Raw genomic sequence first — 14,737 nt, forward strand, 5'->3', positions numbered from 1 at the left:
TAAATTTTCCTCTGTTTTTTCATTCTTTTTCTTGAAATGAATAAATGTTTACTTTTGGTGTTATTTTTGTTAATATAACCTTAAAAAAGGCTTGGAAAATGTACTATTTTTTATACGGGCTACACATTGTATTATTCTTCAGTTACGGAGTATTTTTTCTGCAATTTATTAAATCTTTACAGTCGAATTTTCAAACAAAATTATTTGCAATTTTGAGTATTGTTTTTATGCTGCTCCTTTTAATTGACGGTACCAAACTTATATTATTAAATCCTGTTGTCGCAAAAAGCGGTGTTTGGCTTCATGTAAAACTTTCTGTTTTTATATTTGTAATGCTTGAAAATGTTTATTTAATTTTTACAAAAAAAAGATTTTCATTAAAATTTTATGAAATTTTGTATTTTTTAAATTATATTTTGTTTATAATTATGATTGTACTAGCAGTATTTAAACCGTTTTAAGAAGGAATAAAAAATGAGTGAAGAGAGAATAAAAGAGAAGCTAAATGCCGGTAAAAGGCTCAGCAAATTAGATGCGCCCAAAAATCTGATCAATAAAGAATATGTGTTAAAAGATGATGATTTTATTGTAAGTAAAACCGATACAAAAGGTTATATTACCTACTGTAACAGAATTTTCGTGGAAGCGGCAGGCTGGAACAGATTTGAACTGATTGGAGCCAATCATAATATTATCAGACATCCCCATATGCCAAAAATTGCTTTTAAAATACTCTGGGATTTAATTCAAAGTGGAAAAGAATTTTTCGGATTTGTAAAAAATTTGAGAAAAGACGGTGGATTTTACTGGGTGCTTGCATATATTACCCCTGATTTTGATTTAAATGGAAGAATTGTGGGATATACATCTTTTAGAAAAAAGCCTAGCAGAAGGGGAATTGAATTTTTAGAACCAATCTATCTGCAACTGGTAGAAGCCGAGAAAAGCGGAGGTATGGCTGCAAGTTATGAGTTGTTAAAAGAAATATTAAATGCTGATGATGAGAATGTAATAGAAAAATATCATAAATTAGTTTTTGAATTGCAAAAGGATTAAATAATGAATAAAATAAAAGAAATAACCGCGACAATTGTATCAGTTTTATTAGCCGTTTATTTAGCATATAGAGGGGAATATATCGCATCTGTTGTAGCTGTTATTGTAAGTATGTTTTTTTGGCTGCCAAAACAGGAAAAAAGCCATTCTAATGAAGAACTTGAGAAAATAAATAATATTGTCGAAAAAGCATATAATGGAGAGCTTTATCACAGGATAATTTTGGAAGATGATAAAACTTTGGAAGAAAAAATCGGTTGGAATATAAACGAAATGTTGGACCAGATTGAAGATTTGCTCAGAGAATCAGAAAATACAATAAAAGCAATTATAAACGGGGATGATTATAGATATGTAATGCCAAACGGCCTTCATGGAGAATTTAAAAAAGTTGCACTTGAATTTGAAAAAGCTATAGAATCTCTTAAAATATCCAAAAAAGTGGAAATGGTGGCGAGTCTGGGGGAAAAATTTACGAAAATCGACGGCGGTGTTCCTGCCAATTTGCAAAGAGTTGCAAATAATGTGTTAACAATTGATAAGGCATTTAAAGAAATAGCAGATAAAGTCCAGCAATCTACAAATAATGCCAATGAAACTTATCAAATTATGCAGAAAACAAGGGGTGATTTTGATGAGCTTTCTGTAAAAGTTGAAGAAACAAGCAGGGAAATTAGGGAGATGTCTGAACATATAAGCTCGATTTCAAATATTGTAGAACTTATTAAAGATATTGCGGATCAGACTAATTTATTAGCTCTGAATGCAGCAATAGAAGCTGCAAGGGCAGGGGAGCACGGCAGAGGTTTTGCCGTTGTTGCCGATAATGTTAGAGAACTTGCGGAAAAAACTCAAAAAGCCACAAATGAGATTGCCATTACAATCCAGACACTTCAACAGCAGTTTATGAATATTTCAGAAAATACTGAGCAGGTTGTTAATATTTCATCTAAATCTCACGAAACTTTAGTAAAATTTGAAGAATTAATTAATATATTGCAAAAAGATTTAAATGAAGTCGATCTGATTTCAGAAGAAAACGCTCTTAAAATTTTGTTTATTTCTTTTGTAATTCACCATATTGTATATAAATCAAATTTGTATGCGTCTGTTACAAGAGAAAAAATCTTAGACGGTTTAAAAAATATAAATGCACATAATTGTATTTTAGGTAAATGGCTTGATAATTCTAAAATTAAATCAGTAATTGAAAAATGCAAAAATTACAAAGCAATTATTGAATATCACCAAAAAATGCATGAATTGGGTGAAAAAGTGGTTGAAAAAATTGAAAAAGAAGGCGTTACAAAAGAAAATAGCGATTGGTATTATAATAAATTATTAAATGTTGAGCAAAATGCCAGAAAACTGTTTGAAGAATTTAATAAATTGGCTGAATGTATCATAGAAAACAAAGAAGTAAAAGAAATATTGATTTTTAGCGAAGAAATTTTAGATTAAGGAGATTTATGTTAAGATTTGCGCCAAGTCCGACAGGAGATATGCATATAGGAAATTTAAGAGTTGCAATATTTAATTATATAGTTGCAAAACAAAAAGGCGAAAAATATTTAATCAGAATAGAAGATACCGATAAGCAGAGGAATATTGAAGGCAAAGATAAAGAAATACTTGAAATTTTGAATCTTTTTGGAATCGAATATGATGAGGTGGTTTATCAGTCAAATAATTTTCATTTGCATAGGGAAATGGCAAATAAGCTTTTAAAAGAAAAAAAAGCTTTTGCATGTTTTTGCAGTGAAGAAGATATAAAATTTGAAAGAGAAAAAGCGAAAATAGAAAAAAGACCATATAGATATTCCGGAAAATGTGAATATTTGGATGAAAAAACCTTAAGAAAATATATTGCTGAAAATAAAGAATATGTAGTTAGAATAAAAAAACCGGAAAATAATATAAAATTTAATGATTTAATAAAAGGTGAAATGGAATTTTCTCCGTTTGAAGTTGACAGTTTTATAATTTTAAGAGCTGATAAAACTCCGACATATAATTTTGCTTGTGCAATTGATGATATGATTTATGATATTTCTTTGGTTATAAGAGGTGAAGACCATTTAAGTAATACCCCAAAACAAATTCATATCAGAAAATTACTTGGTTATGATAAAGAAATAGAGTATGCCCATTTGCCTATTATTTTAAATGAAGAGGGTAAAAAAATGAGTAAAAGGGATAATGCAAGCAGTGTCAAATGGTTGCTTAATGAGGGTTTTTTACCTGAGGCAATTGCAAATTACTTAATACTTCTTGGAAACAGTTTTGAAAAAGAAATTTTTACTTTAGAAGAAGCAATTGATTTTTTTGATTTGACTAAAATTTCAAAGGCCCCTGCCAAATTTGATATAGAAAAGCTTAAATTTATAAACAAAGAGCATTTGAAAAAAATAAATAATTTATCAAAAATTTTAGGAGTAAATGAGATTTATGAAGATTTGCTTAAAATTTTAAGAGATGAAAGTTCCACTTTAAAAGAGATAAAAGAAAAATTTGATAAAATCTTTCAAAGAAGCGGAGATGAAGAATTTAAAAATGAAAGAGATATTTTAAAAGAAGAAATTTTAAATTCTGAATTGGAAGAAAATTATGATGATTTTAAAAAACGCCTTATGAAAAACACTTCTCTAAAAGGTAAAAAATTGTTTATGCCACTTAGGGAATTATTAATAAATGAAAAGCATGGCCCTGAAATTAAAGATTTATATGACACAATGAAGCCGTATCTTAAAGAGATAATAAAAAGGAGATAATTTGAATGCAATTTTGATATCTATTTTACAATTCATTAATCTAATAATCAGTATTTATATTTGGGTTGTTATTATAGCTGCACTTATTACATGGGTTCAGCCAAATCCGTATAATCCCATAGTTCAGTTTTTATGGAATGTGACAGAACCTGTATACAGATGGATAAGACGCTATATACCAACCCGCTTCGGAGGGTTTGATATTGCCCCTATTATTTTAATATTAGCTTTGGAATTTTTGCAAATTCTCATAAATAATATAATTATAAGCTTATGATTTTTTTAATTGTTCCCCTTTTTCTTTTTTCCTTAAATCTTTCAACTATTTTAACCCATCCCAAAAGTTATGTAAGAGATTTTTATCTGACAGAATTTATGAAAGAAACAAATTCCACTGTTTTAGCCTATAAAGCATATAATTCTTTGTATAAACCAAAACCTTTTTTGCATTTAAAAATATTAGCCAAAAAAAATTCAATGTTTGAAAACATTTATAAATGCATAAATGTAAAAAAAGAATATTTAAACGAGGTTGATATTTCCTGTATTCAAGACGGTGGTCTGTCGCTTAAAACTATTTCAAAACTTGATAAAAAGAGATTAATAAATTTATATACAAAATTACCTAACGGAAAAATAAAAGAAGCGATAAAATGTTTTATTGACAATGATTTTTCAACTGTTTTTAAAAACAGGGATTTGGGATATTATTTTATTTTGCAATTTCCCGATAAAAGAATTGATCAAAAAATTAAAGATTTTTCTATTTTTGAAGACAGATATTTTTACCTGTTTGTAAAACAGGCTGTATTAAACAATTTACGAAAAATTTCAAAGTCTCTTTTAAATATCGATTATAAAAAATTTGATGACAAAACCAAATGGTGGCTGTTTTTAAATGCTATAAAACAAAACCGAGTAAAACTTGCAGTTAATATTTTAGAAAATATGAAAAAAACTTCTAAAACAGATTTTTGGCTTTGGCTTTTAACAAAAGAGAAAAAATATTTAAATGCCTTGCTTAAAAGGAATAGAATTGATTTTTACACTCTTTGGGTATATGAGATGGTAAATAAAAAATTTTTTATAAAAAATAAAATAATTTATAATTCAGCAAAAATAATTGAATATAATGAATCCAATCCATGGGATGTATTAAGGTTTTTTGATGATTTGAAAAAACAAAAGGATTTGTTTAAATTTGCAAAAAAACTCGACAATAAAAATGAAGTTGCCCTGAAAGCACTTGTTTTGGATAAAGCTTTTCATTATAAAGTCAACATTTTTATAACCCCTGATATTTATAATGATAAAAATACCAGTTTTAAATCTTTTGTTTATTCAATCGCAAGGCAGGAGAGCAGATTTATTCCGGCAGTTGTCAGCAGAAGCTATGCACTGGGGACTATGCAAATAATGCCGTTTTTAATCAGGTCAATGGAAGGGAATGTTTTTAACCAGTTTGATTATAATGAAAATATAAGACTTGGGGTTAAACATTTAAAATGGCTTTTTTCAAAATTAAACAATCCATTAATGGTCGCTTATGCTTATAACGGGGGAATAGGCTTTGTAAAAAGAAAAGTAATGCCAAATTTTACATATGAGGGAGAGTATGAACCGTTTTTAAGTATGGAGCTTGTGCCTTATGATGAGTCAAGGGAATACGGAAAAAAAGTTATTACCAATTATATAATTTATTCCCATATTTTTGGAGATAAAAACATATCTTTACATAAACTTTTTAAAAGATAAGTTTTGTTTCTCCCCAGTGCTTACTTTTATATTCCAAAGTATAAGGTTTGTTTGTTTTTGGAAATTCAACAATATAATATGTCATCCAGGAGTTATAAAACGGAAAATTTTTATATAAGATAAAATCAGGTATTTTTTTAGAAATCTTAATAGGTTTTTGCTGGTTTAAAGTTATTGAAAATTCATTGTTTGTTAATTGATTGTCAAAGTCATTATATACACCTATTAAAAATGTTGGATTTGAAAATTTGTTTTTATACAGATTGTTTAAATAAACTGAATCAATTAATGCTTTTGTTTCGAGTGAATTAATTATTTGTCCTTTTTGCGTATATTTTAATGTTTTTTCATAAAAAGGATCATGTTTAAAAGCCGACTTTATTGAACAACCGCTGAATAAAATTATCATTAATACAAACAATATCTTTTTCATTATTAACTCCGTTTATGAATTATTGTTATGAATTATATCATATTGATAAAATAAAAAAAATTGAGTAAAATGAAAAAAAACTATGAAAGGTTAAAATGCGTTTTAATGTAATAGGGATAGGAGATTATAAAGGGAAATGTATTTATGATGAAGCCGAGGACGCATTAATGGTAGATGATGAAATTGTACTTGATTTTAAAAGAAAATATAAAGATTACCTTAAATACACTAAGTTTTTAATTAATTCAATAGAAGGCAGGAAATGGATATCTTTTCAGTTTATCCCGGATGATTATGATTTATTAAAAAGAAAATTTGCAATCATTACAGCACATAATCCGAAGGATTTGATTTTAAATGATTTTTTAAATTTTTTGAAAAACACAGAATTGGAAGTTATTATAAAAAGTTTCGGATATGAATATTATTCCAGTATAGGAGAATTATTTCATCATAGTGAATATTCTTTTATTGTTTATGATATAGAGAAAAAAGATGCGATTAATATTGCAAAAGAATTTGACCAGCATTCAATTTTTTACAATTCAGGAGAATATATTTCAATTACAGAATGTGAAAATAAACAGGATCTATTAAAATATAATTACTTAATTCATTTTAAAGGGGAATAATGGATGATTACAAAAATAGAAAATTGACAAAAGGTGAAAAACTGGGAGTCAGTGCGGCTTTAATTATGTTTTTTTCAATAGGTATGATAATGGGAGGCACCAGTGCCGGAAATGACAGACTTGTTTTAATTGGGGGGTTGATATTTAGTATCGGTGCGGCAATAGCCCTTTATCTTTTATTTAAACATAAACCAAAGGACGAAGATTTTTAAATGTTTGATTTGTAAGAATTTCAGTTTTGAGGTCATTTGTAAAAATTGTCAAAAACAATTTTTAAAACCGGAAATAAAAATAAAAGATAATATTGTTAGTTTTTATGAATACGAAGAAATAGAATGGCTTATAAAATTTAAATATGAAAAATTTGGAGATAAGATATTTAAAATATTAGCAAATAATTCATTTAAAATTTTTGCCAAAACCATTTCTGAAAAATTTTTTGTAATTCCGATTGATGATAATATTGAAAAAGGCTTTTCACATACCGCTATTTTGGCCAATTCAATGAAAACTGAATTTTTGACACCTATTTTTAATTCCCTGCAGTCCACCAATAAAGTAAAATATGCCGGAAAATCACTTGAATTTAGATTAAATAACCCTAGAAATTTTAAATATAAGGGAGAGGAAAAAATTGATGTAATTTTAGTTGATGATATTAAAACCACAGGTACAACTTTAAATGAAGCAAAAGAAGTTTTATCAAAATATGGTGTTAATGTATATTTAAGTGTTGTTTTAGCAAATTTATGCCATTAAATTTGGTATAATCTTAATTAAAAAAAGGATATGAATGCAAATTATTCCTGTAAGTATTGAAGATACTCTCGCAAAAAGCTATTTAGAATATTCTATGAGCGTAATTGTTGGAAGGGCTCTTCCTGATGTAAGAGACGGGCTCAAGCCTGTTCATAGAAGAATTCTTTATGCAATGTATAAAATGGGAATTACTTCAAATTCAGCTTATAAAAAATCTGCAAGAATTGTAGGGGACGTTATAGGTAAATATCATCCTCACGGAGACAGTGCGGTTTATGAAGCACTTGTAAGGATGGCTCAGCCTTTTTCTATGAGAATGCCTTTAATTGACGGACAGGGTAACTTCGGTAGCATAGACGGTGACAATGCCGCAGCTATGAGATATACTGAAGCTAGACTTACAAAAATTGCAGAAGAATTACTTAAAGACATAGATAAAGACACGGTTGATTTTGTGCCAAATTATGACGGCAGCGAAAAAGAACCTGTTGTTTTACCTGCAAGATTTCCAAATCTTTTAGTTAATGGGAGCAGTGGTATTGCAGTCGGTATGGCTACAAATATTCCTCCACATAATTTAAGTGAACTTATTGATGCCTTAATTTATATGATCGATAATAAAGAAGCTGATCTTGAAGATATTTTACAATTTGTAAAAGGTCCTGATTTTCCAACAGGTGGAATTATATTTGGAAGAGGCGGAATTATTGAAGCTTACAAAACCGGAAGAGGCAGTATTAAAATCAGGGCAAAACACCATATAGAACATAAAGGGAATAAAGAAGTCATTGTAATTGATGAAATTCCTTATCAGGTAAATAAAGCTAAATTAATTGAAAAAATAAGTGAACTGGTTAAAGATAAAATAATTGACGGAATCAGTGAAGTGAGAGATGAAAGCGACAGAGAAGGAATTAGGGTAGTAATTGAGCTTAAAAAAGATGCAATGAGTGAAATTATTTTAAACAATTTATACAAGCACACTCAAATGCAGGTTAGTTTTGGGGTAAATATGCTTGGAATTTATGATAAACAGCCAAAACTTTTTAATCTTTTTGAACTTCTTGATATTTTTATTAAACATAGAAAAACAGTGGTAATAAGAAGAACAATTTATGAACTTGAAGAGGCAAAAAGAAGAGCGCATATATTAGAAGGTTTAAGAATTGCGCTTGCAAATATTGATGAAGTGGTTGAGCTTATTAAAAAATCCGCTGATACAAAAGAAGCAAAAGAAAATTTAATCAACAGATTTGAACTTAGTGATATTCAAGCCCAAGCTATCCTTGATATGAAACTTTCACGTTTAACTTCCCTTGAAATAGAAAAGCTTGAAAAAGAATACAAAGAACTGATGGAAAAAATAGAATATTTAAATTCTATTTTAAAAAGTGAAGAGGTTTTGAACGGTGTTATCAAAGATGAACTTCTTGAAATTAAAAAGAAATATCCCACACCTAGACTTACTGAAATAGTTGACGATTATGATGAAATTGATATAGAAGATTTGATTCCAAATGAAGAAATGGTGGTAACTATTACTCACAGGGGTTATGTAAAAAGAGTGCCTCTTAAAATTTACGAAAGACAAAACAGGGGAGGTAAAGGTAAAAAAGCTTTAACTACATACGAAGATGATTTTATAGAAGATTTTTATGTGGCTAAAGCACACGATACTCTCATGATTATTACAAATAAAGGTCAATTACACTGGCTTAAAGTTTATAGAATACCTGAAGGCAGCAGAACCAGTAAAGGTAAGGCAATTGTAAACCTGATAAACCTTGATAAAGATGAGAGAATTCAAACAATTATAAAAACAAGTGATTTTGATGAAAATAAATCATTGGCATTTTTTACCAAAAACGGAGTGGTAAAAAGAACAAATCTGAGTGAATTTAAAAATGTAAGAAGTACAGGTATAAGGGCTATTACTATAGATGAAAATGATGAACTTGTCACAGCCAAAATAGTAAAACCTGAGGATAAAGAACTCTTTATCGTAACCAAAAAAGGTATGGCTATCAGGTTTCCTGTGGATACAGTAAGAGAAATGGGAAGAAGTGCAAGAGGTGTTAAAGGAATTACATTTAAAATAGAAGGTGATGAAGTGGTGGGAGCATTGGCACTCAAAGACGAATATCAGGAAATTTTGACTGTCAGTGAAAAAGGTTTTGGCAAAAGAACAGAAGCTAATTTATACCGTTTGACAAACAGAGGCGGTAAAGGTGTAATTGCCATGAAACTGACTAATAAAACAGGCGATTTAGTAGGTGTTGTAGCAACAGAAGAAAATCATGATTTAATGGTTTTGACAAGTAGTGGAAAAATGATTAGGGTTAGCATTGATTCTATATCTAAAACAGGAAAGAATACTCAAGGTGTAAGAATAGTCAAACTTGATAATGAAGACAAAGTGGTGAGTATTGCAAAAACACCTAGTGAAAAAATGGAAAATTTAGAAGAAAATTAAAGTTTTTCTTTTTTTTTCCGATTTTGAAAACAAAAAAGGTTAAAAATGATTAAAAAAATCATTATCACAGTATCTTTGATATTTTTGGGATGTGCTTCTAATCAAGTGGAAAAAAAACCACCTGCATATACTAAAACAGCCCCTGATTGTAATGTTTCTTCTAAAAAAGAAATATCTAAAAAGACTGAATATAGTGAAAATATTATTTTAAATAAACCCGAAAAAAAACATAACACAGTTTTAACTTTATATGTAGTTGGAGAAGGTGTTGCCCCTGTAGATGCCGTTAATGCCGCACAGGCTAAAATATTAGCAAGACGTGCCGCTATTGCAGATGGATACAGACAGCTGGCAGAAAAAATGTACGGTGTAAAAGTTACAGCAAAAGAGACTGTAAAAGATTTAATGCTTAAAAATTCAGATGTTAACACATATGTAGAGGGATTGATCAGAGGGGCGGATATTCAGGCGGAAAAATTCGAAGATGGAATTTATTATGTTACTATGAATTTAAAACTTGATGTAAGGATGTGGAATAAATTTATTAATAATAATAATTAGTTTTCCTCTTTTTCTTTTCGGTGATTATTATATATCTGTTCAATTATCTTCTGATAATTTAATTCTTCAAAAATATATTCTTAACTGTTCAAAGGCTTTAACATCTGTAAATTCATCTGAAAAACTGCTTTTTAAAATAAAAACTAATGAAAAAAATGTGTTAAAGATATGTAAAAGAGAGAGTAATAATATTATGTTAAATCTTTTTAAATATAAAGTTTTTTTATATTCAAAAAACAATAAAATAAAACTTACCTTTATTCCCAAAAGGTTTGATGTTATTATAAAAAACGGTTATGCATATTTTTACTTAAAAGATGAAAAATGAAATTTTATGAAATAAATATACAAACTGCTTTAAAATCCCCAATTCATTTTCAAAAATCACCTGAGGCTATTTCAAAACTTATATCAACTGCTTTAATTAATGGAGGATATACTCTTCATAAAGAAAATATTCCAAAAAATCATGTTTTCTCAAATCTTGGAAAAGCAAATAGCAAAGGATTTTTTGAAAAAGAAGGAAAAATTATTTTTAGAAGTTTTCAAAAAGATTTAGTAGAAAAATTAGCTAAAAATTTGTTTTTCTACGAAGATAATATCTTTAAGATTGAAGGTATTAAATTTAAAGAGGTTAAATATAAACCCATAAAAGAGATGATATCTCTTAATCCGGTGTTTATTAAGATGAAAAGTGGTGATTTTTGGAGTTTTCAAAAAAGTGGAGATTTAGGTGTTTTATTATCTGCACTGCAGGATAATCTGCTTAGAAAATATGAAATGATTTATAATGAAAAATTAAATCCGGAGAATAATTTTATCGAATATTTTCAAATAAAAAACAATAAACCTCAAACTTTTTTTTATAAAAATGTTAAGTTTTTTGGATGGAAACTTTATATAATCCCCCGAAATGATGAAATCTCCCAAAAACTAGCATTTGTCTCGCTTGGAAGCGGCCTTGGACATAAAAACAGCACTATTGGAGGCGGATTTTTGAAGTATAAATTTGAATAATTCTAAATAGACAAAAAGTGACTTGTAAAAGTGATATAATATTAAAGTTTCATTAAATAGGGGATGTGATGATTAAGGATATAATTAATAATCTTGATATAGACTTTGAAAAAGCAATAATAGATAATTATCAGTTAAAAGACGGGCTTTATGTAAAGATTAATGAAAGATTTGAATTTTTCATATATAAAAAGCCTAAAAAAGATGATAAAGAAAAAGGACTTAAAGATTTAAAAGGAAATATTAGGATTGAAGAATATAAATGGTTTGCAAAAAGGGATTATTTAAGCAGTTATTTAAATTCAAATAAAGCAATTGACCCACCGGCTAAAAAAATCCATAGTAATAATTATTTAACACTTTTTGCAAAAGCAAAAGAATTTAATGATGAAAATAAATCTCATTTTATTTCTAAACTTTACGATGGATTAAAAGATTTTCATATCTTTACTAAAAGAGAAGAAAAAAAGATAATAGAGAGTTTTAAAGATTATATTTTTAGTGAAAACCGTCAAAAAGATATAGAAAATAAAAAGAAAAAGTTTTTAGAGATTTTTGATGAAATTAAAGAGAAAAAAAGTTTAATTAAAGATAACGAATATATAAAAATATTTTTTGATGAAGATATTAAAAAATATGAAAAAGAGGCAAATATCTATTTTGTTTTGAAAATTTTTAATAAGATTGAAACTATCAAGGAAATAGAAGGCGAAATTTACGGTCTTAGTGATTTTAATATGGGACTTAATGCTAAAAAGCCTTATTTAACTCATAAAACAAGAGGATTTGAATTGCCTTTTATGGTAAAAAAAGATGAAGTTTTTCTTTTAAAAAAGCTTTTTGATTTACTAAAGTATCAAAATAAGCCAATAGATATAGCAGCTGATAAAGATAAAAACGGAATTTTTGTAGTAAAACACTCTAAAAACGACCAGGCTGAAATTACAGAATTTGATATTTTGATAAAAGGAAACAGACTAAATCAAAGTTTTGTTTACAGATATTTTTTAGAGAATAAAGAAGAGGAAGAAATAAAAACTTATAATAGCCTTTTTGAGCTGATAGATAAAACTTTATATAACGGCACTTTAAAAAATAATTTATTTGGGGATGTTTATAATAAACTTGCAAAAGAGTTGCAAAATCTTATTTATTTAACCCGTGATGCTATGCTTTTAATTAAAAAAGGAGATTTGAAACCTCTTTTTGTAATAAATAAAAAATATACCGACAGATTTATTGAATTTTATTTAAGGCAAAACAGAGAAGATAAAGCCAAAGAAATTTTGAATTTAGAACTTTCACTTTTAAATTATCAAGGAGACAATATGGATATTAAAAAGAGTTTAAAAGAAATGGAAAATAAGATTGTTTCTTTAGAAGAGTTGAGTGAAGATGAGTTTTTTATTTTAGCGGGGCAGATTATCCGTTATCTTTTAAATCAGAGCGAAAAGAAAGATAAAAGAGCAGATATGATAGAGCCTTTTTTAAGAGCTTCAAAAGTTAAAAAACTGAAACAGGAAATTGAAACGCTTTATTTTAATTATAAGCATAAAATACCTCTTAATTTTCAAAAATTTAACAACGCTTTAGCTTTGGTTGAGGGGTTTGGAGGGGACAAAGTTAAAAAAGATAAGCTTTTAGTTGGAATTTTAAGTGATAATATATTTTACAAAAAGGATGAGAAATGAAAAGAGCATATGGAGTTATAGGAATTAGGGCGATTATGAGCAATTGGAATGCAGATTTTACAGGAAGGCCAAAATCTACAAGTGATGGAGAGATATTTGGAAGCGATAAGGCGCTTAAATATCCAGTCAAAAGAATGTGGGCGGATGAGGGTAAAAAAGTAATGTATTTCAAAAGTTATATTGAAGATAAAGACGGCTCGCTTAGACCAAAAACCCTGAAAGAAAGATATGAAGAGCTTTTTGGCAAATTGGATAAAAAAACTCCTACAAAAGAAGTTTTAAAAAATCTTTTTAGCTGTATTGATGTTAAAAATTTTGGGGCAACTTTTGCAGAAGAAGGCCAAAATATTTCTATTACCGGGGCTGTGCAGATAGGTCAGGGCTTTAACAAATTTGAAAATACAAATGTTGAAATTCAAGATATTTTAAGCCCTTTTAGCGATGGAAAAAAGGTAAAAGCTGGTGAAGATGTAAATCAATCAACTCTTGGGACTAAAATAATGGTTGATGAAGCGCATTATTTTTACGGATTTAGCGTAAATCCAAGAAATTATGATGAATATAAAAGCGTTTTAGATGATTTCAAAGGATATACAAAAGAGGATTTTAAAGAGTTTAAAAAGGCTGCAAGATTTGCTGTGACGAGATTTGCTACAAATTCAAAATTTGGATGCGATAATGAATTTGCTTTGTTTGTTGAGTATGAGAGTGAAAAATATCTTCCGGATTTGAGTGAATATATAAAGTTTGACAGTGAAAAAAGGGAAATTGATTTAAGCGATATTGAAGAATTGGTCGGTGAGGCAAAAGTAGAAGTGAATGCGGATACTAAAAAAGTTAAAGTCAAAACAAAATGGGAAATTAAGAATATTTACCAATGAAAGCATTAAGTTTTAATTTAAGCGGAAAATTCGCACATTTTAAAAAGCCCGATGTTAATTCTTATGCCTATTTTACCTATTCTCATATCCACAAAATTGCACTGCTGGGGATAATAGGGGCTATTTTAGGACTTGAAGGGTATAAGAGAGATTTAAAAGATTATCCGGAGTTTTATGAAAAACTTAAAGACTTTAAAATTTCAATTATTCCAAAAAAGCCATATTTTTCAAAAAAAATGATTTATTTTAACAATTCCGTAGGATATGCAAGCAGGGAAGAAGGAGGAAATTTAATAGTAAGAGAGCAGTGGCTTGAAAAACCGCAGTGGGAAATTTTGATTTTAGAAAATGAAACTGAGGAGTTTAAAGAATTAAAGAATAGACTTTTTAAAAAAGAGTTTGCATTTATCCCTTATCTTGGTAAAAACGACCATTTTGCAAAAATAGAAAATATTAAGGAAATAGAGTTTAAAAGAGGTGAAAAAGATTTAGTCTGTGTTTCTTTAATACCAAAAAATAAAGCGGTTTTGAAAAAACATCCAAGATTTGGAGAGCAGTTTTTTTACAGCGAATTTTTACCGGTTGCATTAAAGAAAAAGTTTTTAATTTACGAATATGAAGAGATGATTTTAAGCAGCTGGATTGTTGAATGTAAGGATGAGAATTATTTTGAGTATAATAATGAAAATTTATATTTTATATAAAGGA

The 14,737-nt window shown here is 28.2% G+C and carries 16 protein-coding genes; 15 read left to right on the top strand and 1 reads right to left on the bottom strand.

Translation table 11 applies throughout. The annotated features are described in order from the left end of the window. Nucleotides 1-98: 98 nt before the first annotated feature. Genes LNAT_RS06540 through LNAT_RS06565 form a run of 6 tightly spaced genes read left to right on the top strand, consistent with a single transcriptional unit; the run spans nucleotide 99 to nucleotide 5,582 of the window. On the top strand, nucleotides 99-461 hold the full coding sequence (locus LNAT_RS06540; RefSeq protein ID WP_096259605.1) for a hypothetical protein: 363 nt from the start codon (nucleotides 99-101) through the stop codon (nucleotides 459-461). A 13-nt stretch (nucleotides 462-474) separates the two neighbouring features. Next, the gene (locus tag LNAT_RS06545) at nucleotides 475-1,056 is read left to right on the top strand and encodes a PAS domain-containing protein (protein WP_096259607.1); all 582 of its coding nucleotides are present in this window, start codon (nucleotides 475-477) and stop codon (nucleotides 1,054-1,056) included. Nucleotides 1,057-1,059: 3 nt separating this feature from the next. Beyond that, nucleotides 1,060-2,517 (top strand): methyl-accepting chemotaxis protein, encoded by a 1,458-nt coding sequence (locus LNAT_RS08955; protein WP_096259609.1) that lies wholly within the window; start codon nucleotides 1,060-1,062, stop codon nucleotides 2,515-2,517. Nucleotides 2,518-2,525: 8 nt separating this feature from the next. Further along, nucleotides 2,526-3,827 (top strand): glutamate--tRNA ligase, encoded by a 1,302-nt coding sequence (gene gltX / locus LNAT_RS06555; RefSeq protein WP_096259612.1) that lies wholly within the window; start codon nucleotides 2,526-2,528, stop codon nucleotides 3,825-3,827. 1 nt (nucleotide 3,828) lies between these two features. Continuing rightward, nucleotides 3,829-4,104 (top strand): YggT family protein, encoded by a 276-nt coding sequence (locus LNAT_RS06560; RefSeq protein ID WP_096259614.1) that lies wholly within the window; start codon nucleotides 3,829-3,831, stop codon nucleotides 4,102-4,104. After that, entirely contained in the window at nucleotides 4,101-5,582 is a 1,482-nt protein-coding gene (locus LNAT_RS06565; protein ID WP_096259616.1) for a lytic transglycosylase domain-containing protein, read from the top strand. Before LNAT_RS06560 ends, LNAT_RS06565 begins: the two co-directional genes overlap by 4 nt. Here LNAT_RS06565 and LNAT_RS06570 read toward each other — a convergent pair. Further along, entirely contained in the window at nucleotides 5,572-6,015 is a 444-nt protein-coding gene (locus LNAT_RS06570) for a hypothetical protein (protein ID WP_096259618.1), read from the bottom strand. The two genes, LNAT_RS06565 and LNAT_RS06570, sit on opposite strands and share 11 nt — an antisense overlap. Before the next feature lie 95 nt (nucleotides 6,016-6,110). On the opposite strand from LNAT_RS06570, the gene LNAT_RS06575 reads away from it, so the two are divergent. The 9 genes from LNAT_RS06575 (at nucleotide 6,111) to cas5b (ending at nucleotide 14,733) form a co-directional block, all read left to right on the top strand. Then, a complete protein-coding gene (locus LNAT_RS06575; protein WP_096259620.1) occupies nucleotides 6,111-6,647 on the top strand; it encodes a DUF3293 domain-containing protein in 537 nt (178 codons plus the stop codon). Next, nucleotides 6,647-6,859 (top strand): hypothetical protein, encoded by a 213-nt coding sequence (locus tag LNAT_RS06580; protein WP_096259622.1) that lies wholly within the window; start codon nucleotides 6,647-6,649, stop codon nucleotides 6,857-6,859. Before LNAT_RS06575 ends, LNAT_RS06580 begins: the two co-directional genes overlap by 1 nt. A gap of 4 nt (nucleotides 6,860-6,863) precedes the next feature. Next, on the top strand, nucleotides 6,864-7,406 hold the full coding sequence (locus tag LNAT_RS06585; protein WP_096259624.1) for a ComF family protein: 543 nt from the start codon (nucleotides 6,864-6,866) through the stop codon (nucleotides 7,404-7,406). A gap of 34 nt (nucleotides 7,407-7,440) precedes the next feature. Next, nucleotides 7,441-9,879, top strand: coding sequence for a DNA gyrase subunit A (gene gyrA / locus LNAT_RS06590; RefSeq protein ID WP_096259626.1), 2,439 nt, complete (start codon nucleotides 7,441-7,443; stop codon nucleotides 9,877-9,879). A 45-nt stretch (nucleotides 9,880-9,924) separates the two neighbouring features. Then, nucleotides 9,925-10,440 (top strand): LPP20 family lipoprotein, encoded by a 516-nt coding sequence (locus LNAT_RS06595; RefSeq protein ID WP_096259628.1) that lies wholly within the window; start codon nucleotides 9,925-9,927, stop codon nucleotides 10,438-10,440. 324 nt (nucleotides 10,441-10,764) lie between these two features. Then, nucleotides 10,765-11,457: a CRISPR-associated endoribonuclease Cas6 gene (locus LNAT_RS06600; protein ID WP_096259630.1), complete on the top strand. Its 693-nt coding sequence runs from the start codon at nucleotides 10,765-10,767 to the stop codon at nucleotides 11,455-11,457. 68 nt (nucleotides 11,458-11,525) lie between these two features. Beyond that, on the top strand, nucleotides 11,526-13,148 hold the full coding sequence (locus LNAT_RS06605) for a hypothetical protein (protein ID WP_096259632.1): 1,623 nt from the start codon (nucleotides 11,526-11,528) through the stop codon (nucleotides 13,146-13,148). Continuing rightward, on the top strand, nucleotides 13,145-14,029 hold the full coding sequence (locus tag LNAT_RS06610) for a type I CRISPR-associated protein Cas7 (protein WP_096259634.1): 885 nt from the start codon (nucleotides 13,145-13,147) through the stop codon (nucleotides 14,027-14,029). The genes LNAT_RS06605 and LNAT_RS06610 overlap by 4 nt, the downstream gene beginning before the upstream one ends. Beyond that, nucleotides 14,026-14,733 (top strand): type I-B CRISPR-associated protein Cas5b, encoded by a 708-nt coding sequence (cas5b, locus tag LNAT_RS06615; protein ID WP_096259636.1) that lies wholly within the window; start codon nucleotides 14,026-14,028, stop codon nucleotides 14,731-14,733. Before LNAT_RS06610 ends, cas5b begins: the two co-directional genes overlap by 4 nt. Nucleotides 14,734-14,737 lie beyond the last annotated feature (4 nt).

Origin of the sequence: Lebetimonas natsushimae, from assembly GCF_002335445.1 — a bacterium.
Classification (GTDB): Bacteria; Campylobacterota; Campylobacteria; order Campylobacterales; family Nautiliaceae; genus Lebetimonas; species Lebetimonas natsushimae.